The organism is Xanthocytophaga flava, assembly GCF_030068545.1.
In the GTDB taxonomy this organism is placed as follows: domain Bacteria; phylum Bacteroidota; class Bacteroidia; order Cytophagales; family 172606-1; genus Xanthocytophaga; species Xanthocytophaga flava.
Genome location: NZ_JASJOR010000002.1, coordinates 49,278 through 70,672, shown reverse-complemented (window position 1 = coordinate 70,672; position 21,395 = coordinate 49,278). Strand labels below are relative to the sequence as shown.

The window sequence follows — 21,395 nt, the reverse complement described above, 5'->3', positions numbered from 1 at the left end:
TTGGGGGATTTGTAGAGTTTTAGTCTGTTTTGTGTTTGTAAGTGGCACCTAGCTAGTGTTACTGTAAAGATTATTCTAGGTTTTTCTTCAAAAAAAACGGTGTTCTATCTGTATTGGGTATTTGTTACTTTTCTTGTCTGTCAACTGATAAGGAGGGAATGGAAATTAAATATTGTTGTGACAGATTTCAGTTTTAGTAGAATATGAGAGCTGGATTTTGGCTAAAGGTAACAGGATATATTTTTAACTTATTGTAAGACACGAAAACTACAGATTATATACAGAGCCAGCTTCTGTTACTAGGTAAAGAAGTTTCTATTTTACTTATTTTTGAATCAACTCTCAATAGTGAGTCATACCAAATTTTGTCCGAAAGCGCACAACTCATGTCCGCTTCTGAACAGAACGCTCCTGTTACTGTGCTATAAACTATCCTTATTAGGCAAATACGCTCATTGTCAGAACCTGGCAATGCATTTGTAGTGTATCCAACCTATCACCAGATCAGTTCTTTCTCATCATTCTTATTGGGTAATCGAAAATCTCTGAATAAAATAATCAGTATAAACCCTAACCTGTAAACTCTGCTTTATGCTTAAAAATTATTTTAAAACAGCACTCAGGAATGTATGGCGACACAAAGGCAATACCTTTATCAATATTGCTGGTCTTATGGTTGGCTTTGCTACTTTTCTACTCATCTTTCTGGTGATTGCCTATGAGCAAAGCTTTGATAATTTTCATACAGATAAAAACAGCATCTATCGGGTGGTGCGGATGAGTCGGGAGACTGAAAACAGGGGATACAGAACGGGTGTGCCAGTTCCTGTAATAGCTACATTACGTAGTGAATTTCCTCAACTGAAAAATGTAGCTGCCATTATGGATGCGTATGATGTACAGGCCAACATTGCGGGTACTAATGGAGCTACAATGAAAAAGTTCAAAGAACCTCACGTTGTCTTTGCAGAGCCTACCTTCTTTCAGATGTTTGATTTCCCATTGGTACAAGGCAATATGCAAGCACTTGCTGAACCTAATACGGCGTTACTAACAAAATCTGTGGCTGCCAAATTTTTCGGCAGCTGGCAGAATGCTGTAAATAAGACATTCAGAATGTATGATCTGGATATAACAGTATCCGGTATTCTGACTGATCCACCTTCTAATACAGACTTTCCGTTAGGAGTAGTGCTGTCATATATAACTTTTGTGAAGATGAGTGGGATGGACAACTGGAGTGCTATCAATGATGCAAACTATTGTTTTGTCCAATTGAATGAAAACGCTTCTACTGGGCAGTTTGCCAGCCTCTTGGATGGATTTGTTACTAAATACATTAAACCTGTTGATATCGGATATATTCTTGCCCTACAGCCTTTAGATGAAATACATTTTGACGAACGATATGGGAATTTCACAGGTCATATTTTTAGTAAAGATTTGATTGTAGCATTGAGTCTGATCGGTCTGTTTTTACTAGTTATTGCCTGCATCAATTTTATTAATCTTACCACTGCCCATGCACTTAATCGTGCACGGGAGGTAGGTGTGCGTAAAGTACTAGGCAGCAGTCGTTCACAACTGATGATACAGTTTCTGGGTGAAACCGGTATTATTACATTGCTGGCTTTGCTAAGCTCCATCCTTGTTGTGTATAGCTGTGTGCCACTGGTAGCTGATTTTCTGGATATATCTTTGTCCATGTCTGTTTTTCTCAGCAAAGAACTGATCCTTTTTGTTGCGTGTGCCTTTGTGATAGTGACTCTTCTGTCGGGATTATATCCTGCACTAGTCCTGTCCGGATTTAAACCCGTTTTTGTATTGAAAGGTGTCTTGAAGTCAACTCGTCATGGTATTTCCTTTAGGCGTGGCCTGGTAGTTTTTCAATTTGTTATTGCACAGGTTCTTATCATTGGTACGTTAGTCATCGCCTCACAGATGAACTATTTCCGAACGGCTGATATGGGCTTTACTAAAGAGGCTATTCTCAATGCCGGAGTTCCTGGAGATAGCCTGAGCCAGACAAAACTGGAGTTGCTCAGAGATGAGTTAACCAGAATACCGGGTATCCAACAAGTGAGTTTTAGTACATTTACACCTTCTGTCAGTGGTGGGTGGGCTGCTGATCTTCGGACAGAAAGTAATCATAATCCATCACGTCCCGATATGATTGTTGCTATGAGACCTGCTGATACCAGCTACTTCCGTTTGTATAATCTATCATTGGTAGCAGGACGGATATACTTTCCCTCTGATACGATACGTGAGTTTGTGGTCAATGAAACTGTAGTTCGTAATCTGGGTATCTCCAATCCTGCAGATGTTATTGGTAAACGAGTCAAAGTGGCTGGAAAAACAGCTCCTATTGTAGGTGTTGTAAAAGATTTTCATCCCAGATCCCTTCATGCTGCGATTGATCCGGTGGTGATGACAACAATGAAAAATGAGTATGGGCTGGCAAATATCCACATCTCTATGAGTCAGGCAAAGAATGTGATCATGGATATGCAAAAGATATGGGCTAAATACTATCCGGAATATATATTCGAATATGATTTTCTGGATCAGTCTATTGCTTCTTATTACAGACAGGAGAATCGGTTGTCTACCTTATACTCTGTATTTTCAGGCATTGCAATTTTTATTTCCTGTTTGGGTCTGTATGGATTGATTTCTTTTATGGCTGTGCAGCGTAGAAAAGAAATTGGCATTCGCAAAGTGCTGGGTGCTCCTGTCAGTGATATTGTCTTGTTGTTATCAAAAGAGTTTACACTGTTGATTGTGATTGCCTTTTTGGTGGCAACTCCGATTGCCTGGTATTTTATGCAACAGTGGTTGCAACAATATACTTATCGTATTTCCATAGGCATTGGCTTCTTTGCAGCTACGCTTTTGGGGGCCTTAGTAATAGCCTGGATAACTGTTGGATATACAGCTGTTAAAGCTGCGTTGGCTAATCCAGTTAAGAGCTTGCGTTCACAGTGAATCTTATCTCCATTTGAGGCTGGATGTGTTTTGTGTTCAGCCTCAAATAGATGGTATATAGTGTTAACTTCATTCTTTCTCTATTTCTTTATCAGCTTAAACATTTCCCTGCCATCTGTTACTTTCTTTCACTATACATGCAAATTCTTGTTTTGACTACAACAACCACGAATTAGGCTACAGTTGGTTTTTAGATGTTGTGGACCTTTGTGATACAAACGTTCACAACACAAAAAACAAAAACATGAAAGTTGTCATCACAGGTTCGTTAGGAAATATTGGGAAACCACTGGTAAAAGAACTGGTACAAAAAGGTCATACAGTTATGGTGATTAGCAGCAAGTCAGACAAGCAGAAAGACATCGAAGCAATTGGAGCTATAGCAGCTATTGGAGTATTGGAAGATGTAGATTTTCTGGTGTCGATTTTTACAGGTGCAGATGCTGTGTACGCTATGATACCCCCCAACTTTGCTACAACAGATTCTCGTGCATATTATCAGCAGATTGGTAGAAATTATGTGCAGGCTATCCGGCAGACAGGCGTAAAACGGGTAGTGCATCTGAGTAGTTGGGGAGCTCATCTGGATAAAGGCACCGGATTTATTTTGGGTTCACACGATGCAGAGTGTTTGTTGAATGAATTGAAAGATGTGGCTGTTACACACCTGCGGGCTGGGTTTATATACTATAATCTGTATAACTTTATAGATATGATCAAGAGAGCTGGTTTTATTCGTTCAAACTATGGGGATGATGATAAGATCGTCATGGTTGCCCCTGAAGATATAGCCAGTGCTGCTGCTGAAGAACTGGTAACTGTTGGTACTGGTGTAAACATACGTTATGTGGCAAGTGGAGAATATACAGCCCATGAAGCCGCTTCGATTCTGGGTGCCGCTATTGGTAAACCGGATTTAAAGTGGGTTACTGTCAGCAACGAACAGATGCAGGCTGGTATGGCGCAACATGGAGTACCATCTCATATTATCATAAATTCTATTGAGTTGGGAGCCAGTATTCACAATGGTACCCTGAAAGAAGATTATGAGCTACATAAACCGTTGACTATGGGAAAAGTGAAGCTGAAAGATTTTGCGAAAGATTTTGCTGTGGCTTTTGCAAAAAACTAAACGTACTTATCCCAGAGGGGATATTGTTGTTATCTCCTCTGGGATGTATTTAAAGTCATGAAGTGATATTATTTATCTGTCAGGCAATGAAAAATATACAACCCTATTCCTTCCGGACCATAACAGAGTATCATCAGTTTATGGATTTGCCCAAACCCGAACATCCATTAGTGAGTGTGGTTGATTTTAACCATATCAAACGATTGCCAGACAACAAACCTAACAAATTTGTTCAGCAGTTTTATTCCATTGCACTCAAACGAAATTTCAATGGTAAGATCAAATATGGTCAGCAGGAGTATGATTTTGATGAAGGTGTAATGATTTTTATTTCACCTGATCAGGTTTATTCAATCGAAGCAGATAAAGAGTCACAACATACAGGATGGTTGTTGCTTATGCATCCTGACTTTTTATGGAATACACCTTTAGCGAAGGCTATCAAACAGTATGAGTATTTCAGCTATTCGGTCAGTGAAGCCTTGCACTTGTCAGAGAAGGAGGAAATTGTTGTTACCAATATCATGCAAAACATTGAGCAGGAATATCACGCAAATATTGATACCTTTAGTCAGAAAGTGATGATTGCTCATCTGGAGTTATTGCTGACCTATGCGGAACGGTTTTATCATCGACAGTTTATTACCCGAAAAGTAACCAATCACAAAATCCTGAATCGACTGGAAGAGATTCTGGCTGAGTATTTCAATAATGAGACAGTAGCCGAAAAAGGACTGCCTACAGTACAATACATTGCGGATGAATTACATATGTCACCCAATTACCTGAGTTCAGTTTTAAAAGTACTAACCGGACAAACTGCTCAGCAACATATACACAATAAATTGATAGATAAAGCGAAAGAAAGATTATCAACTACAGATTTATCTGTAAGCGAGATAGCCTATGAACTGGGGTTTGAACATTCTCAGTCTTTTAGTAAGTTATTCAAGAACAAAACCAATCTCTCTCCACTGGAATTCAGGCAGTCTTTTCAATAGGTTAGACAAAATAAATGAGAATATACATACACTCAGGTGAGGGTAATTCTAGCGAGAACTGTATCTCTTCAAAATCAAAAGGTATATTTGCAAACAGAATACCTATAGATTGGATAAGAGATTAGTTGTATGTTAGTGCCTGTTTTGTATGTACGATATTTTTCATAAATACCTTGAGGAGAAAATAACCCTGACTTCAGAAGAATCTGAACGCATTCGATCATTTGCTATTATAAAAAAGTTACGTAAAAGACAGTATCTGTTACAGGAAGGCGATGTTTGGCAATATCATGCATTTATTACCAAAGGTTGTGTACGGACTTATTCTGTGGATGACAAGGGAAACGAACATGTAATCGGTTTTGCTAGCGAGAACTGGTGGACAGGAGATCGGGAGAGCTTGCTTTCCGGAAATCCTTCACGGTTTAATATTGATGCCATTGAAGACAGTGAAATTGTTTTGTTTACTAATGCCAACTTTGAACTACTTTGTTCCGAGATCTCTGCCTTTAATAATCTGATTAATTCCATTCTGCAACGAAGCTTTGTTGTTGCTCAGAATCGTATTGAAGCAGCTTTGAGTTATACAGCAGAAGAAAAGTATCTCAACTTTGTAAACAAATACCCCGGCTTTGCAACTCGTATACCTCAGAGTATGATTGCCTCTTATCTGGGTATGACCCCCGAAACATTAAGCCGGATACGAAGTCAGATTACCAAAAAATAGTCTTTTTCTATAAAGTAGCTTTTATTGAGGCTTCTTTTTTATCTGTTTTTGGCAGGCACTTTTCTCTTGATCCAGATCAAGAACTTTCTTATTCTACATCAATGTGAAGGTCGGACTGTTGTGGCACCTTTGTAACATCAAACAACAATTACAAAACGTAAAACAACAGAAATCATGTCAAAAATAATTTTCATTACAGGCACCAGCACCGGATTTGGTAAACTTACTGCTATCACATTAGCCAATGCAGGTCATTCAGTTATTGCAGGTATGCGTAACGTAGAAGGCAAAAATGCAACTGCTGCACAAGAACTGGCTGCATTACCCAATATTGAAGTTGTAGAGATTGATATCACTAGTGACAGTTCTGTACAACAAGCCTTTGAAAAAGTTCTGGCTAAATATGGTAAAATAGATGTGTTGGTAAACAATGCAGCTGTAAGCGGTTTTGGTTTGCTGGAAGGCTATTCACTGGACCAGATCCGTCAGATGTTTGAAGTAAATATGTATGGGGTGCTACGTACCTATCAGGCCGTGTTGCCTTCTATGCGTAAAGAGAAAAACGGATTGATCATCAATATTACTTCCGGAGCCAGTGGACATACACTACCATTTATGGTTCCTTACTTAGCCTCCAAGTTTGTTGTAGAAAGCATCACCGAAGGAGCACAGGACGAACTGGCAGCTTATGGGATTGAAAATGTAAGTATTCAGCCGGGTGTATATCCTACAGAAATGACCAATGGTGCAAAAGCAGGTTTTAATGCTGACAAAGAATCTATAGTAGCTGAATACGGAGAAGAAGCCACAGAGAAGTTTAATGCATTGGGACAGGCATTATTTGGTAAGATGGCACAGTTCAATATGAATCCGCAAACTATTGCTGATGGTATTCTGGAACTGGTAAACATGAAAAAAGGCTCTCGTCCGCTACGTTTTCCGCTGGATGCAATTGCTCAGGGTACTGATAAAGAGTTTATCCAGTCCCGTGCGGATATTAAAGCTAAATGGTTAGCTGCTTATAGTGGTTAACACTTCGATACATTAGGTAGGCATCATAATTTTATAGAGAAACAGACCCATACAGTATGGCAATGATAACAAATTTTGAGATCGAGAAACTGGTAGAGAGTCATCTTGAGCTCTGGAACCAAAAAGACCAGACTTCACGTAATGTGTTGATGCAGGAAGTGTATGCGACTGATATTGAAATGGTAGATCGTCACTTTATTGCTGTCGGCCATGCCCATATCAATGAGTTTATACAGAATCTCCAGCAGAAAAATCCCAACTTCCGGTTTTCTCATAGGTACCCTATTGATACACATCATAACATTGCCCGTTTGTACTGGCAGTTTGGATCAAAAGAGAAGCCAGACGTAGTGACAGGTATGGATTTGTTTGTGATTGAAAAGGATAAGGTGCAAAAGCTGTATGTGTTTGTTGATGAGCCGAATAAATAAGTAAAGCCATTATTATTTTAACAAAACCTATACTAACCTCAGTCAGATAATAAATTAGTTATCTGACTGAGGTTTTTTACTCTGAGAAGATAACAGAAGTATTATGCTCAGGAAGGAAATATTGGTTAGCTTGGTGTTGAGGTAGCTGATTGTCAGTATAGTATATGGAGCGTTTGTATCTGAATACAGACAAGAGGGTAATACTATACCGGAAATTTTATAAATTGTGCCTTCAATTGCCTCTGTGGCAAATGGTCATTCTACTATAAACAGGAGAAACAGCAGCCTCCATTTACTACTATTAAATTTACTCAATAAGTAAGAATGACACTTATGGAACACAAAGCTATTTCCATCCGGCCCTTCATCGGTGCCGAAAATTTCCAGCTTTCACGTAGCTTTTATCGGGATCTGGGTTTCCAGGAAAGCGTTATTTCTCATGATTTCTCCTACTTTTATACAGAAGGGGTCGGGTTTTATCTGCAAGGACATTATGTCAAAGACTGGGTAGATAATACTATGCTTTTTCTGGAGGTAGACAATGTGGAGAGATACTGGAATGAACTGCTGGCTCTGGATCTTACTAGTAAATACAAAACGGTAAAACTCTCACCGATCCGAAATCAGGAGTGGGGGCGGGAGTGTTTCGTGCATGATCCTTCTGGCATACTCTGGCATTTTGGTGAATTCTTCAAAGAAAAGTGAGGAGATACAGTGAGTATACATACTATTCGGTGAAATGTATAATTCCTGCCGTGAAAGATATAAGGTCTTAAAGCCGTTGTTGGTACATCTTTGTATTGTCAATTACGATACAAAATACAACGATCAACAACATGAAAAAGACAGTTTTAATCACGGGCACCTCATCAGGATTTGGCCGGAAAACTGCTAAATTGTTTCAGCAAAACGGATGGAATGTTATTGCCTCTATGCGCTCACCTGAAAAGGAACACGAGTTAAGTAGTTTAGATAATGTCTTGGTTACTCAACTGGATGTGCAGGACTCTAAGTCTATTGAAAATGCCGTAAAAGTAGGTATAGATACATTTGGAACAATCGATGTGTTGGTAAACAATGCTGGCTATGGCTTGATGGGGGTTTTTGAATCTGCCACCAGAGAGCAAATCCAGAAACAATTTGATGTCAATGTATTTGGGATGATGGAAGTGACACAGGCTGTGCTACCTTATTTACGCAAAAACGGCAAAGGAGCCATCATAAATATTTCCAGCTTTGGAGGGATGATTGGGTTTCCGTTTACAAGTTTGTATGCCAGTTCGAAATTTGCTGTAGAAGGTTTTTCAGAAGCTTTATCCCATGAACTGGTAAAACTGAATATAGCAGTTAAAATCATTGAGCCCGGTGGTGTGCATACAAACTTCCGTAATGGACTGGATCTAATTAAAAATGAAATACCTGAGTACAACCCAATCATGGGATCATTCTTCAGTCGATACGCAAAGCCTACCGAGCACCTGGCTAAAGCAACGCCAGAAGATGTAGCCCTCACCATTTATAAAGCGGCAATAGATGAAAGCACTCAGCTTCGCTATGTAGTTGGAGAAGATGCTCAGTTATACATTGATACAAAATGGAAAAATTCCGAAGAGAAGTTTATCCAGTCAGTGCGAGATTTCTTTCTTAACTGAGAAGAAGTATCATATGATTGATAAAACCAGAAAGATTTGTCTATAGCGCGGGTCTTTCTGGTTTTGTTCCAGAAAAGAAAACAATGAGATTGTCAGGCATGAAACCGACATATATAGACATAGAATCCATCGCCGTAGTTCACAGGTTTTACAATTGTGGTACTCTCCAACATCCACTGATAACGGTGATTGATCTGACGGAAACAAAACCTGACAGACCCAAAGAAGAAGTATATTACAGAACAGCCTTTTATACGGTGATGTGCAAGCGGTTTGAAGGAACAATGAAGTATGGTAGATCCTATTACGACTTTGAAGAAGGGTCTCTGATGTTTACAGCACCCAACCAGGTAATTGCTTCCAGTCCGGATATCCAGGTTTCGGAGGGATGGGGTTTGTTTTTTCACCCGGCATTATTGGTTGGAACCGAACTAGGGAAAAAGATTCATGAGTACTCGTTCTTTCAGTATGATACAAATGAAGCATTGCATATCTCTGCTGAGGAAAAAACGATATTGCTGGATTGCCTGAATAAAATAAAAAGAGAGTACTCCCAGAATATGGATAAGCATACCAAAAGTCTGATTATTGACAACTTACAAGTGATGCTTACCTATTGTAATCGATTTTATGACAGACAGTTTTTTACGAGAGAGTATGTAAACCATGATATAGTGCAGAAGTTTGAGCGAATGCTAATTGACTACTTCGCTCAGGAAACACTTGTAGAGGCTGGCTTACCCGATGTGAAATACTTTGCCTCACAACTGAATTTATCTCCCAACTACCTGTCAGATCTGTTAAATCGTTTTACAGGTAAAACCACACAAGAACATATTCATTTGCAATTGGTAGACAGAGCAAAAACGCTGCTTTGGGGAACTGAAAAGACCATCAGTGAAATAGCCTATAATCTGGGCTTTGAACATCCTTCCCATTTTACAAAGCTTTTTAAATCCAAAATCGGGATTTCACCCAAGGAGTACAGGCAGTTGAATTAAGGTGTAGATAGAAAAGTAGTATTATACTTTTCCGTTAAACAGCCTTTTCCGGTTTCTTATCATTATCAAATGCATATTCTTCAAAAAATAGATTGATAATATACGATGGTTTGTGGAAATTTGAAGTTGACTTATTTGCAAACTAATCTACCATGCACCGCCTTTATCAATTTCTGCTCGGCATTGCCATGCTAATGCCTGTGGTCGTGAAAGCCGACCAGAACCCACTGTGGATGCGCTACCCGGCTATTTCACCGGATGGCCAATTTATTGTATTCAGTTATCAGGGCGACCTATATAGAGTCGCTGCTGCTGGTGGTCAGGCTATTCCGCTGACATTAAGTGAAGGACACGATTTTATGCCTGTATGGTCACGCGATGGCAAACAAATTGCTTTTGCTTCGGATCGTTATGGGAACTATGACGTTTTTGTGATGCCATCTACCGGAGGTGCAGCTACTCGTCTTACCTATCATTCGGCCAATGACCTTCCCAGTGATTTTACCCCAGATGGAAAGCACATTATCTTTTCGTCATCACGTACAGATGCAGCCAGCAATGTACAGTTTCCCTATGGTATCCTGACAGAACTGTATAAAGTATCTGTTGCCGGAGGTCGTGCGCAAATGTTGTTGACTACACCTGCCGAACAAGCTCGCTACAATCGGTCAGGTAACCGATTGGTATACCATGATAACAAAGGATATGAAGACCCTTGGCGCAAGCATCACACTTCCTCTATCTCACGTGATGTATGGGTATATGATGTGCCAACAGGCAAACATACACAGCTTACCACTTTTAATGGAGAAGACCGAAATCCGGTATTATCACCTGATGAGAAAGATATCTACTTCCTTTGTGAAAGCAGTGGATCATTTAACGTACACAAAATGTCGGTAGATAAACCTGGACAGGCTACTCAGGTAACCAAGTTCAGTAAACATCCGGTTCGTTTTCTGACTATGGCTGAGAGTGGTACGTTGTGTTATGGTTATGATGGAGAGGTTTATACACAGACAACAGGTGGTGAACCCAAAAAAGTAGTTATTCAGATCCTGAATGATACCCGCAATGTGTTGGAAAAGGTAGTACCAATCAACAGTGGTGCTACTGAAATGGCGCTTTCTCCTAATGGGAAAGAGATTGCATTTGTATTTCGTGGAGAAGTATATGTTACTTCTGTAGAAGGAGGAGTAACCAAACGTGTGACCAACACCTCAGAACAGGAGCGTTCTGTTAGTTTTAGCCCGGATGGTCGTACATTATTATATGCAGGTGAACGAAATAACAACTGGAACATATACAAAAGCTCTATTATACGTAAAGAAGAGCCTTATTTCTATTCTTCTACTGTACTGAAAGAAGAGCCCGTAGCCGCTACAACCGCGGAAGAGTTTCAACCTTCTTTTTCTCCGGATGGCAAAGAAGTAGCTTATCTGGAAGAACGTGTTACCCTAAAAGTGATTAACCTGGAATCCAAAGCGACCCGTGTTATTTTGTCTGCTGATAAAAACTATTCTTATTCAGATGGAGATCAATATTATACATGGTCACCGGATGGCAAATTTTTCCTGGCAACCTACTCTCCAAGCAACATGTTCAGTGCAGAAGTTGCTTTGATTCCAGCTGATGGTAAAGGTAAACTAGTGAACCTGACAGAAAGTGGATATAGCGACGAATCACCCAAATGGATGATGAATGGCAAAATGATGATCTGGTTTTCGGATCGTGATGGTATGAAAAATCATGGTAGTTGGGGTGGTGAGAGTGATGTATATGGTATGTTCTTTACCAAAGAATCATGGGATCGCTACAAGTTAAGCAAAGAAGACTTTACATTGTTGAAAGAGAAAGAAGAAAAAGAACAGAAAGAAGCTGCCAAGACTAGTGAAGCAGAGAAAAAAGACGATAAGAAGAAAGCTGGTGAATCGGCTAAGAAAGAAGATAAAACAGTAAAGATTGAATTTGAAGGACTGGATGGCCGTAAGTCTCGTCTGACAATCCACTCTTCCAATTTGACAGATGCTGCCGTATCACCTAATGGAGACAGATTGTTTTATATGTGTCGTTTTGAGAAAGGCTATGATCTGTGGGTGACCGACCTGCGTTCCAGAGAAACCAAAATTCTGGCTAAGCTGGAAGGCGGACCTGGCAGCATTGATATGACTAAAGATGGTAAATCTATTTTTGTGAGCTCGGATGGCAAGATCATGAAGATCGATGCAGAATCAGGCAAAAGAGAACCTATCACCATCAATGGTGAAATGAACCTGAATACAGCTGCAGAGAGAGCTTATATATTTGATCATGCATGGCGTCAGGTGCTGAAGAAGTTCTATGTTACCAATTTGCATGGCGTAGATTGGGATTTCTATCATACTGCCTATGCTAGGTTCCTGCCTCATATCAACAACAATCGTGACTTTGCAGAGATGTTGAGTGAAATGCTGGGCGAATTGAATGCGTCCCATACAGGTTGTCGGTATGCACATCCTCAGGTTAATCTGGATGCAACCGCTTCACTAGGATTGTTCTATGATCAGGAGTACGATGGCAAAGGACTGCGTGTAGTGGAAGTGATGGGCAATGGGCCACTGGCTAACGCTCAGTCCAAGGTAGAGGCAGGTACCATCATAGAAAAAATTGATGGAGAAGAAATTACTACTGAAATGGATTATAATAAACTGTTGAACCGGAAGGCGAATAAGAACGTACTGTTGTCCTGCTATAACGAAAAAACAAAGGTGCGCTGGGAAGAAACTGTTAAGCCAATTACTTTGCCTCAGGAAAGTGAACTTCGCTATCAGCGTTGGGTGACTACTCGTCGCAAAGAAGTAGAGAAGATGTCAAATGGTAGTGTGGGATATGTACATATACGTGGCATGAATGATGCGAGCTACCGCACCGTTGTAGAAGAAGTATTAGGAAAATGTGCAGACAAAGAATCGTTGATTGTCGATACCCGTTTCAACGGAGGCGGGTGGCTGCACGATGATCTGGCTACATTCCTAAGTGGTAAAAAATATCTGGATATTGTTCCTCGTGGTGTTCATATGGGACACGAACCCTTCCGTAAATGGATTAAGCCTTCTGTCGTATTAGTAGGTGAAGGTAACTATTCTGATGCTCATATGTTTCCGTTTGCTTTCCGTGAAAACAACATTGGTAAAATCATAGGTATGCCTGTACCAGGTACTGGCACTGCGGTATGGTGGGAGACTCAGATTGATCCGACATTGGTGTTTGGTATTCCTCAGGTAGGTATGGTTGCACTAGATGGCAAGTATCTTGAAAATAATCAGCTTGAGCCAGATGTAAAGGTGATGAACCAGCCTGAAGTTGTTTCCAAAGGCCGCGATCAGCAGCTGGAAAAAGCGGTGGATGAACTGAAAAAGTCTGCACCAGCCAAAGTTCAGTCCAAAGTGATTGGTGGTAATTAATAAAAGCTTGTAAGTTTGTGTATACAATGGCATGGTTGTCTTTCAGCCATGCCATTGTTTTATTTAGAGTATACAGCCATGACTCTTATCTTTGCCATCCTTCAATCTTGTAGATCTTCTCTGTGAGTTTTCTATCCGGATTTCCATTGTCAGGATGAAACCATACTTCAAATCTGGCAGCATACGGTTTGCCCCAGTCTCCCTCATAGATAGTAAAATGATCTTTGGTTCCAAATTGTATAATACTATCTGTATCATTGATTATCTTAATAGAACTGCTTTTCGCCAGGTTATCTGTGGAGAGTGGATACTCCTGCGTCACTTCATATGCTTTTAAGTAAATAGTTCCAGGTTCTGTTTTCCCTATCCAGATAGCATATTCATACAATCCTGGTTGAAAAGAATTGTACAGCTCAAAGTCAAAAGCTTTCCCTGTACTATGGTCTATAGAGTCAGAGCTTATGATTGATTGCTCCTTAGGAGTGTTCAGCGTAATATTGGTGGGTATAGTCAGATTATCAGCCCATTTGTCTCCATCTAGTTGTTCCATAGCAAAAATAAACACGGCATACAGAATGATTCCTGCTATTGTTCCCACTCCAAGTAACCCTGTGAGGATAGCTTTGAGCCAGCGACGATACACTAGGTGATAGACTACCGATCCAAAAAGGAATAGTAGTGATAGAGTTAAAAGGATAAAGCTTGCCATTCCCAGGAAAGGGAGTGGTGTCCAGTTGCTTACTATAACCAACCCAAGTGCAGCAACCCAAAATACAATGGGTATCCACCATTTTTTAAAGCAAGATGTAAGCATGTTTGTCCCTATGTAAAATTATTGTTTTTTAGTGTGAGAGCTTATTTAAAAATTATCTTTACAAATCAGATACTATTTCTGGTATATAGATACTTTGGCCTTACCAATGGTAAGTTAGAATATCAGAGTAAGAAGGCCACAAAATAATGAAGTCCAACAAAATAGTATATAGCTTTTACTCAGAGAAATTTACAACCACTATGAAAAGAATCGTCTCCCTGTTTTTGTTGCTAAGTCAAACTTATTTATTCGCTCAGGGTAAGCTACCAATTGGTGATACATTAAAATATGACATCCTTTTTAATGGCAGGAAGGCTGGATATAGCTGGCTTTGTCAGACTGGACCTCGTCAGTATGCTTCGTATCAGGAATACAATGACAGAGGGCGTGGACCTAAATTACTAACTACATTCAAGATCTCTTCACAAGGTATTGTGACCTCTCTACATGTAGAGGGTAATAACTATATGAAAGGCAAAGTGGCTGAGACTTATGAATTACTAAATAGTGTTGCTCGCTGGGAAAATACTGCTGAGAAACAGCAAGTTTCTGTCACCAAGCCTGCTATATATCTAAGTACTGAAGCGGATGCTCCTTATCTAGCATGGGCATTGCTTGCCTCTCCTGAGAAAAAGATTGATTTGTTACCTGCCGGACAGTCATCTATCCGATTGCTAAAAGAGCATATACTTAAAAACAAAAAGAAAGCCTATTTGTATTCAATTACAGGGCTGGGTTTTGATCCATCACTTTTCTGGCTGGATGAAAATCAGATGAGTCTGGGTTCTTTCAGTGATTCTTTTACTGAAGTTCGTGAGGATGTGAGGGATGATGCAGGCGATTTGTATCAAATACAAAAAGAAGAGATGGATGGCTATTATAGCAAACTGACCAGTCAGCTTGTCAGTAAGTCCAGAACAGAAATTGCTTTTCACAATGTCAATGTATTTGACTCCGAAAGAGGGAAGGTTTTGCCTGCAAGAACCGTTCTGATCATAGATGGGAAGATCCAGGATGTAGGAGATGCCAGTCTTAAAGTACCCAAAGGATATACGATTATAGAGGGAAAAGGAAAGACATTATTGCCTGGCTTATGGGATATGCATACACATTATGGTGGCGGATCTGAAGGTTTGTTGAACATAGCGTGTGGGGTTACCAACATTCGTGATATGGGCAACTCACTAAGTTTGCTGGAACTCCAGCAGCAGATTGACAATGGAGAGGTGATTGGTCCGAGGATTGTATATCGTAGTGGAATTATTGATGGAGATGGACCTTATACTGTTCCACTTGGTATATCTGTTTCCAATCTGGAAGAAGGAATCCGTGCTATACGGAAATACGATTCACTAGGATACCAGCAGATCAAGCTGTACAGTTCTATTAAACCTGAATGGGTAAAACCAATGGCTGATGAAGCACATCGGCTGGGTTTGAGAGTAGCAGGCCATATTCCTTCTCATATGACTGCAACACAAGCTATTAATGCCGGGTATAACGAAATTACGCATGCCAACATGTTGTTTCTAAACTTTTATGGGGATACAGTAGATACTCGTTCTATGCGTCGGTTTACACTGGTAGGGGAGAAGGCCGCTTCGCTGGACTTTGAAAGCAAGGAATTTAAAGACTTTGTGAAACTGTTTCAGGACAAACACATCTCAATAGATCCTACACTGGGAGTTTTTGAAGGAATGTTTACCAGTAGTCCTAGTAAACCTTCATTGGGGTATTCCAAAATTATGAGTCGTTTGCCTGCGACCATGCAACGCAATGCCTCATGGGGTGCATTAACGCCACCTCCAGGTCAGGAAGAAACCTATCGGAACGCCATGAAGGCAATGCAAAAACTTGTCAAAAAATTTTATGATGCAGGTATCCTGATTGTGTCTGGTACGGATGATCTGGCAGGGTTTATTCTGCATCGGGAACTGGAACTATATGCAGAAGCCGGCATTCCTACCACTGAAGTATTAAAAACGGCTACGTACAATGCCGCAAAACTTTCTAACAAACTGGATGTATTGGGGACAATTACCAAAGGAAAAATTGCGGATGTTATTCTGGTAGATGGAGATCCAATCCGAAACATTAGTGATATTCGCAGAGTATCACTGGTTGTAAAAGATGGTAATCTGTATGATCCCAAAAAACTTCTGAAAGCTATTTCTGTGAAGTATTTTGAGTAGGTGTAAACTTTGCTCGTAAGAGATAGCTTTGTATACGATTTATTGCCTAAAAAAAGAATGGCCAAAAAAACAAAGTCAATACCTGTACGATCCTATATTGAGCATTTTGAAGCAGGAGCCGCTGTAGGAAAGATAGTATCTGAAGATTTTTCTTCCTATCAGGAGGCGGGACACCCTCATCGGCATGATTTTCATTTTTTTCATATGCTGGAAAAAGGGAAAATTTGTATGGAAGTGGATTTTATAGAATATAAAATGGAAGGTCCTGTCATTTTATATATTCATCCCAGCCAGGTACATCGTACTGTAAGCGTTGAGCATTCAGAAGGTTATATGTTAGGTATTCTCAATGAAAAGCTTAATCCGGAATATTTGCAACTATTCAATGAGCTTGTTCTGCCTGCATCCCCTTTGGTATTAACTCCGGATATGGTTACTCTTTTTGATCAGGCTATTCGGTTATGTGTTGCTATTTCTGAGCAAAAGGATAATAGACTATATACCTTATTGGTAAAGGACTATATCAATGCTTTTGCAGGAATGTTTCTGTCTTTTCATCTGGAACGGAAAAGTTCAAATACCACTGTCTCTCGCTTTAGTACGGTTACACATGAGTTCAAACTACTTCTGGAACGTAGATTTGCTGAGATAAAGCGTCCAGCAGAATACGCCAGCCTATTACATATTTCTGTACCTTATCTGAATGAGTGTATCAGAAATGTGACAGGCCATTCTGTTTCTTATCATATTCAGCAACGGGTGATTCTGGAAGCAAAACGAATATTGTTTCATTCCAGCAAATCTGTAAAAGAAGTGGCTAGCGAATTAGGCTATGAAGATTACGCTTATTTTTCCCGTCTTTTTACAAAGATTACCGGAATAACCCCAGTCGCTTTCCGGAGTAAAAACCTCGATTCGTCTAAGTAATACCCTCCTTTCTGCATTGCTGCCACAAAGGCAATAACCGTACTTTGCACTGTACAACATACACTGACATACGAAAAGTACAACTGCAAACTTGTTTGAAACATGCCAAAAGTAGCTAAGTGGCTAGGTAATACCCTAGAAGGTTTATTTGCTTCCAAATTTCCTTTGATGACAGTGATAAATACTGAATACATAACGCCGTTTGTTAAAAAGATATGTTTTCAGGGAGATATATCTGATATGGATTTTCATATTGGTTATGCTATCCTGATACGAGTGACTGATACGGAATACAGAAACTATACAGTATCCTATAGTGATACCGAAAAAGGTGTTGTAGAGATTATTGTTCATCTACATGGGGATGCTCCTGGAAGTCGCCTTATGAATGCTTTGACAACTGGTGACCAAATTCGGATAAGTGTTCCCAGAGGAATGAAACAATATGATCCGTCTGTAAGTCAACATGTAATTATTGGAGATGAAACATCGTTGGGATTAGCTTATTCCTTTTTAGATGTAGTAAAGTATAAACAACATGACTGTCATTTTTATCTGGAGCTGGATAAGGAAAATAGTGCTGTACCAGGACTGCTTGGATTAGATAATTACACTGTATTTTCAAAGGATGGGACGTTTCAGAATGAGAGCTCTGTTGGCAGTTTGCCTGTCTTTCATTTGGATACATGGCAGGATAGCAACTTTGTCTTGACAGGGAATGCCAGATCTATTCAAACAGTGAAACGTGTATTAAAGCAAAAGAACTTCAGAGGAAGAGTCCTGGCAAAAGCCTATTGGATGGAAGGTAAAGTAGGCTTATAAGTATTCAGTACCATACAAAAAGAATCAATGTTTATGATTTATGTGTTTAAGACAACTGTAAAAACAAAAAAAGCTGTAATGTCTCTTAAATCTCGTCTGGACACATTGTTAGCTGATGCGAAGTGGAATTTTGATTTAGCAGATTGTGACCATATTTTACGTATTGATAGTCATACCTTACTGACCGCGAAGGTAATTGAGTTATTAAAGCAGCAAAATTTTGATTGTATAGAACTGGAGTAGGTTTAGCTATAATAGACAGCTTTTATGTAGATACCATTTGTAAGCAAACAACTTTGAAGTAGATGTCGGAGAGCAGGATAGCAGAGACGAACAAATTATCGATAGGGTGTGTTGGTTTTACCAAAAAGAACCTTTGTAAAATGGACAAGCCTATTGTGAAAAATCTATACGAATTCTGGACTCATATTGGGCAACTGACACATACCCTAAAAAAGACAACGTTATACTCTGCTGTTTCTGTACCTCACTCTGATTGGCCAAACAGAATCTTTGATTTTGAAGCTTCAAAGTTAGTTATTGATGAGATCCGTCAACTAAGCCATGCAAGCCAACTACCTGGTATAATCACTACTCAAAAGCCTAATATACTAAACACTAATCCCGATTTTGATTTTTTGTCTGGACAAAGAAATATGGCAATTGATCTGAGGTCTTTGGAGGCAAAACCAATAGTTACTACAACTATTCGACAGGTAAAAACAGATGCAGAATCAATAGCTTTTGCTAAAACAGCATCTGAATCGTTTCGGTATTATGTAGGAGATCACGTTATTTCTACTATTGTCTCTCAGTCAGAGCAGATTCGTGTGTTTATATACACAGAAGAGAATGAAAGTATAGGTTGTGGAATTGTATTTTTTGATTCAGACAATAATGCCGGATTGCATATGATAGGGACAACTCCTAATGGGAGAGGAAAGGGTATTGCTACGACTATGACCAGATATTTACTACAGGAGGCTAAAGCAAATGGAAGTATCTATTGTGTACTTCACGCATCATTGATGGGAGAACCCATTTATAAAAAATTAGGGTTTACAGCTTATGGAGAAATCGAAACCTACCGAATCAGAAAATAGAGGTATATAGAAGATGTAAATGGTAACAATCAAAGAAAAACGAATGCTTCAAGTTCAAAAAAAGCTCAGCCCAAACTTTCATCATGTAATAATAATTACTACATTTTTTTTGCTATATGCATGTGATAATGAAAAAGACACAGAAAGACTATTTTATGATATAAAAGAGTCTTATAATCCTTTACAAATAAAAAAGACAGGGTATTATTATAATAATAGTGAAATATTTAATATAACCACTTCATTAATTTATAAGTCTTTTTTAATTGACAGTTATTGTTACATCAAAGGTGATACTTTATATAATTTCTTGTCATTAAATGAATTTGATAAGCAGTGCATACAGAGTACATATGAGATATTATATATAGATCAACCAAAGAAGTATAATAGGTGTAATATAGTTGTTGCACCAGTCTTAAATTTCGCTTTATCAGAGAAAGATACCTTGTTTTCTTTGCATAGACTGACAAACTACCTTTGGGTTACCTTAAACGAAAAATTTTATGATACATATTTAAAGGATACCCTATATCGATTTACTCGTTCGTGGTACTTTAAACCATCCTATTGTGGTATAGTGGCTTCCCGATCAAAAGGCATCATTGGACTGTATAATCTGGAATTTTCACCAAATTCAGGTAGAGGTGTCATAAGTGATACATTAGGGTACACAGCATTACAAAGATTGGATAGTATGTATACGATTTCAAGCGAGATAACGCCTGGTAAGTTTTATAAAGGCTCAGTCAATCTAGACCTTATTAAGGAGTTTACTAAAAAACAATCCTTCTTTGATTAGAATAGAACAATAAGTATATCACAAAAAATGCCCGGTTTAGAGTCGGGCATTTTTTGTGAATGATGTCTATGATTTTATTATGCGTTATAGATAGCTTGGTTCAATAATATATTTTAAATAATAATAATAAAATAGGCCACAGAATAAAAGAAATCCATCAATATACATCTTATACAACCATCCTTCTTTATAAGACTGATGGATTGGAATGCTATATGCAAAGTTGGTAATTCTCCTCTTGATTCGTTCTTTTGAAGTAGATGGGTAATTATTTATTTCTTCTTTATAAGTTTTCAAATCAGCTGTAACCTCTATTATTTCATGTTCACAAACTTTAAATGATATAAAAGAATACAAGAAGTTTATAATTAACACAACTACAATTACAGAAAATAGTCTCCGGTTCATATTTTATTGATAGTACATCAATTCATTATCTCTTGTATTTACTATGCTAACAGGCTGTGTTTCTTGCCTAAATAAGCCTTACTATCTTATTTGGAGAGTATTTTCTCAATACGCTCAGCATATTCCGGTCCTGCTACTTTAGCTGCATCAATATGCTTTCCTGTAGTCTCCCAGAACGTTTTAGGATCTTTTGCTGCATTGAAAACTACCTGACCTTGTTCAAATGGAACTTCCTTGTCTTCTTTGCTGTGAATAATCAGTTTGGGTACCTCAACTGAAGTGATGTCTTCTTTCGCTGAGTAAGGAGAAATGAGGTATTGTTTAATAACGTCTTGTTGTTCCTTGGGTGCATAGAATGCGGCTATATCCGTAAAAGAGCTCAGCGGACTGTCAAGAACAAGGGCACTAACACTGCTTTTATTATCCTTTGCCAGACGTGTAGCCACCTGAGACCCGATAGAAACACCCAGCAAAATTAATTTAGTGCCTTTTACGTCACTTCTTTTTACAAGATAGTCAAGCACCAGTTGACCATCCTTTAGAATATTCACATGTGTGGGCTTTCCTGTAGATTTTCCATATCCTCTGAAGTCAATCATAAAGACCTGAAATCCTTTGTCTACCAGCGGTTTTGCGATATAGGTGTAAGAAGATACATTTCCGCCTGCTCCATGAAATAACAGTATCGTTGATTTAGCTTTCTTTTGTGGTTTTATAAAAATACCATTCAGTTTTACAGTATCTGTATCCAGAAATACTTCTTCGTATTTCAGGTCTGTTATTGGTTTCCATTCTTTGGATGGGAAGTAAAATTTGTCATCAAACTGAGCCTGGCAGATGGTGATTGAAAATACAAAAAGGAAAAAGAATTGAGATAGTAAAGTTTTTTTCATGAGTATGTTAGGAATAGTTACTCCAAT

General features: G+C 38.9%; 18 protein-coding genes. 16 read left to right on the top strand and 2 right to left on the bottom strand.

Going from position 1 to position 21,395, the window contains the following annotated elements:
- The first annotated feature begins 591 nt into the window (after positions 1-591).
- From QNI15_RS03045 to QNI15_RS03000, 10 genes are all read left to right on the top strand, one after another.
- Positions 592-2,988, top strand: coding sequence for an ABC transporter permease (locus tag QNI15_RS03045; protein WP_314005440.1), 2,397 nt, complete (start codon positions 592-594; stop codon positions 2,986-2,988).
- 244 nt (positions 2,989-3,232) lie between these two features.
- Positions 3,233-4,120 carry an NAD(P)H-binding protein gene (locus QNI15_RS03040; protein WP_314005441.1) on the top strand — a complete coding sequence of 296 codons (888 nt, stop codon included), beginning with the start codon at positions 3,233-3,235 and terminating at the stop codon, positions 4,118-4,120.
- An 86-nt stretch (positions 4,121-4,206) separates the two neighbouring features.
- Positions 4,207-5,121, top strand: coding sequence for a helix-turn-helix domain-containing protein (locus QNI15_RS03035; protein ID WP_314005443.1), 915 nt, complete (start codon positions 4,207-4,209; stop codon positions 5,119-5,121).
- Positions 5,122-5,269: 148 nt separating this feature from the next.
- The gene (locus QNI15_RS03030) at positions 5,270-5,848 is read left to right on the top strand and encodes a Crp/Fnr family transcriptional regulator (RefSeq protein ID WP_314005446.1); all 579 of its coding nucleotides are present in this window, start codon (positions 5,270-5,272) and stop codon (positions 5,846-5,848) included.
- Positions 5,849-6,022: 174 nt separating this feature from the next.
- Positions 6,023-6,880, top strand: a complete 858-nt coding sequence (locus QNI15_RS03025; RefSeq protein ID WP_314005447.1) for an SDR family oxidoreductase — start codon at positions 6,023-6,025, stop codon at positions 6,878-6,880.
- 56 nt (positions 6,881-6,936) lie between these two features.
- On the top strand, positions 6,937-7,311 hold the full coding sequence (locus QNI15_RS03020; RefSeq protein ID WP_314005448.1) for a nuclear transport factor 2 family protein: 375 nt from the start codon (positions 6,937-6,939) through the stop codon (positions 7,309-7,311).
- Positions 7,312-7,644: 333 nt separating this feature from the next.
- Entirely contained in the window at positions 7,645-8,016 is a 372-nt protein-coding gene (locus QNI15_RS03015; protein ID WP_314005451.1) for a glyoxalase, read from the top strand.
- A gap of 131 nt (positions 8,017-8,147) precedes the next feature.
- The gene (locus QNI15_RS03010; RefSeq protein WP_314030447.1) at positions 8,148-8,963 is read left to right on the top strand and encodes an SDR family oxidoreductase; all 816 of its coding nucleotides are present in this window, start codon (positions 8,148-8,150) and stop codon (positions 8,961-8,963) included.
- A 98-nt stretch (positions 8,964-9,061) separates the two neighbouring features.
- Positions 9,062-9,964, top strand: coding sequence for a helix-turn-helix domain-containing protein (locus QNI15_RS03005; protein ID WP_314030445.1), 903 nt, complete (start codon positions 9,062-9,064; stop codon positions 9,962-9,964).
- Between the two features lie 152 nt (positions 9,965-10,116).
- Entirely contained in the window at positions 10,117-13,407 is a 3,291-nt protein-coding gene (locus QNI15_RS03000; RefSeq protein ID WP_314030443.1) for a S41 family peptidase, read from the top strand.
- Between the two features lie 85 nt (positions 13,408-13,492).
- Here QNI15_RS03000 and QNI15_RS02995 read toward each other — a convergent pair whose 3' ends face one another.
- On the bottom strand, positions 13,493-14,221 hold the full coding sequence (locus tag QNI15_RS02995) for a hypothetical protein (RefSeq protein ID WP_314030442.1): 729 nt from the start codon (positions 14,219-14,221) through the stop codon (positions 13,493-13,495).
- 200 nt (positions 14,222-14,421) lie between these two features.
- Between QNI15_RS02995 and QNI15_RS02990 the strand changes: the two genes are divergently transcribed.
- The 6 genes from QNI15_RS02990 to QNI15_RS02965 all read left to right on the top strand — a co-directional run bounded on the left by QNI15_RS02990 (position 14,422) and on the right by QNI15_RS02965 (position 20,067).
- Positions 14,422-16,413, top strand: coding sequence for an amidohydrolase family protein (locus QNI15_RS02990; protein ID WP_314030440.1), 1,992 nt, complete (start codon positions 14,422-14,424; stop codon positions 16,411-16,413).
- 57 nt (positions 16,414-16,470) lie between these two features.
- Complete coding sequence (locus QNI15_RS02985; RefSeq protein ID WP_314030438.1) at positions 16,471-17,340, top strand: helix-turn-helix domain-containing protein; 870 nt, start codon at positions 16,471-16,473, stop codon at positions 17,338-17,340.
- 102 nt (positions 17,341-17,442) lie between these two features.
- Positions 17,443-18,162, top strand: a complete 720-nt coding sequence (locus QNI15_RS02980; RefSeq protein ID WP_314030436.1) for a siderophore-interacting protein — start codon at positions 17,443-17,445, stop codon at positions 18,160-18,162.
- A gap of 78 nt (positions 18,163-18,240) precedes the next feature.
- Positions 18,241-18,405, top strand: coding sequence for a hypothetical protein (locus tag QNI15_RS02975; protein ID WP_313982298.1), 165 nt, complete (start codon positions 18,241-18,243; stop codon positions 18,403-18,405).
- 140 nt (positions 18,406-18,545) lie between these two features.
- Positions 18,546-19,265, top strand: a complete 720-nt coding sequence (locus QNI15_RS02970) for a GNAT family N-acetyltransferase (RefSeq protein WP_314005470.1) — start codon at positions 18,546-18,548, stop codon at positions 19,263-19,265.
- Positions 19,266-19,308: 43 nt separating this feature from the next.
- Positions 19,309-20,067 (top strand): hypothetical protein, encoded by a 759-nt coding sequence (locus QNI15_RS02965; RefSeq protein WP_314030434.1) that lies wholly within the window; start codon positions 19,309-19,311, stop codon positions 20,065-20,067.
- 494 nt (positions 20,068-20,561) lie between these two features.
- On the opposite strand, the gene QNI15_RS02960 is transcribed toward QNI15_RS02965, so the two are convergent.
- Positions 20,562-21,368: an alpha/beta hydrolase gene (locus QNI15_RS02960; RefSeq protein WP_314030432.1), complete on the bottom strand. Its 807-nt coding sequence runs from the start codon at positions 21,366-21,368 to the stop codon at positions 20,562-20,564.
- Positions 21,369-21,395: the final 27 nt, after the last annotated feature.

Bases quoted from the DNA above. Each gene is read 5' to 3' on its own strand.
- QNI15_RS03025 (WP_314005447.1), top strand. From the start codon at position 6,023: ATGTCAAAAATAATTTTCATTACAGGCACCAGCACCGGATTTGGTAAA.
- QNI15_RS03015 (WP_314005451.1), top strand. From the start codon at position 7,645: ATGGAACACAAAGCTATTTCCATCCGGCCCTTCATCGGTGCCGAAAAT.
- QNI15_RS02965 (WP_314030434.1), top strand. From the start codon at position 19,309: ATGCTTCAAGTTCAAAAAAAGCTCAGCCCAAACTTTCATCATGTAATA.
- QNI15_RS02970 (WP_314005470.1), top strand. From the start codon at position 18,546: ATGGACAAGCCTATTGTGAAAAATCTATACGAATTCTGGACTCATATT.
- QNI15_RS03000 (WP_314030443.1), top strand. From the start codon at position 10,117: ATGCACCGCCTTTATCAATTTCTGCTCGGCATTGCCATGCTAATGCCT.
- QNI15_RS03040 (WP_314005441.1), top strand. From the start codon at position 3,233: ATGAAAGTTGTCATCACAGGTTCGTTAGGAAATATTGGGAAACCACTG.
- QNI15_RS03030 (WP_314005446.1), top strand. From the start codon at position 5,270: ATGTACGATATTTTTCATAAATACCTTGAGGAGAAAATAACCCTGACT.
- QNI15_RS03005 (WP_314030445.1), top strand. From the start codon at position 9,062: ATGAAACCGACATATATAGACATAGAATCCATCGCCGTAGTTCACAGG.
- QNI15_RS03035 (WP_314005443.1), top strand. From the start codon at position 4,207: ATGAAAAATATACAACCCTATTCCTTCCGGACCATAACAGAGTATCAT.
- QNI15_RS02985 (WP_314030438.1), top strand. From the start codon at position 16,471: ATGGCCAAAAAAACAAAGTCAATACCTGTACGATCCTATATTGAGCAT.
- QNI15_RS02960 (WP_314030432.1), bottom strand. From the start codon at position 21,368: ATGAAAAAAACTTTACTATCTCAATTCTTTTTCCTTTTTGTATTTTCA.
- QNI15_RS02995 (WP_314030442.1), bottom strand. From the start codon at position 14,221: ATGCTTACATCTTGCTTTAAAAAATGGTGGATACCCATTGTATTTTGG.
- QNI15_RS03010 (WP_314030447.1), top strand. From the start codon at position 8,148: ATGAAAAAGACAGTTTTAATCACGGGCACCTCATCAGGATTTGGCCGG.
- QNI15_RS03020 (WP_314005448.1), top strand. From the start codon at position 6,937: ATGGCAATGATAACAAATTTTGAGATCGAGAAACTGGTAGAGAGTCAT.
- QNI15_RS02990 (WP_314030440.1), top strand. From the start codon at position 14,422: ATGAAAAGAATCGTCTCCCTGTTTTTGTTGCTAAGTCAAACTTATTTA.
- QNI15_RS02980 (WP_314030436.1), top strand. From the start codon at position 17,443: ATGCCAAAAGTAGCTAAGTGGCTAGGTAATACCCTAGAAGGTTTATTT.
- QNI15_RS02975 (WP_313982298.1), top strand. From the start codon at position 18,241: ATGTCTCTTAAATCTCGTCTGGACACATTGTTAGCTGATGCGAAGTGG.
- QNI15_RS03045 (WP_314005440.1), top strand. From the start codon at position 592: ATGCTTAAAAATTATTTTAAAACAGCACTCAGGAATGTATGGCGACAC.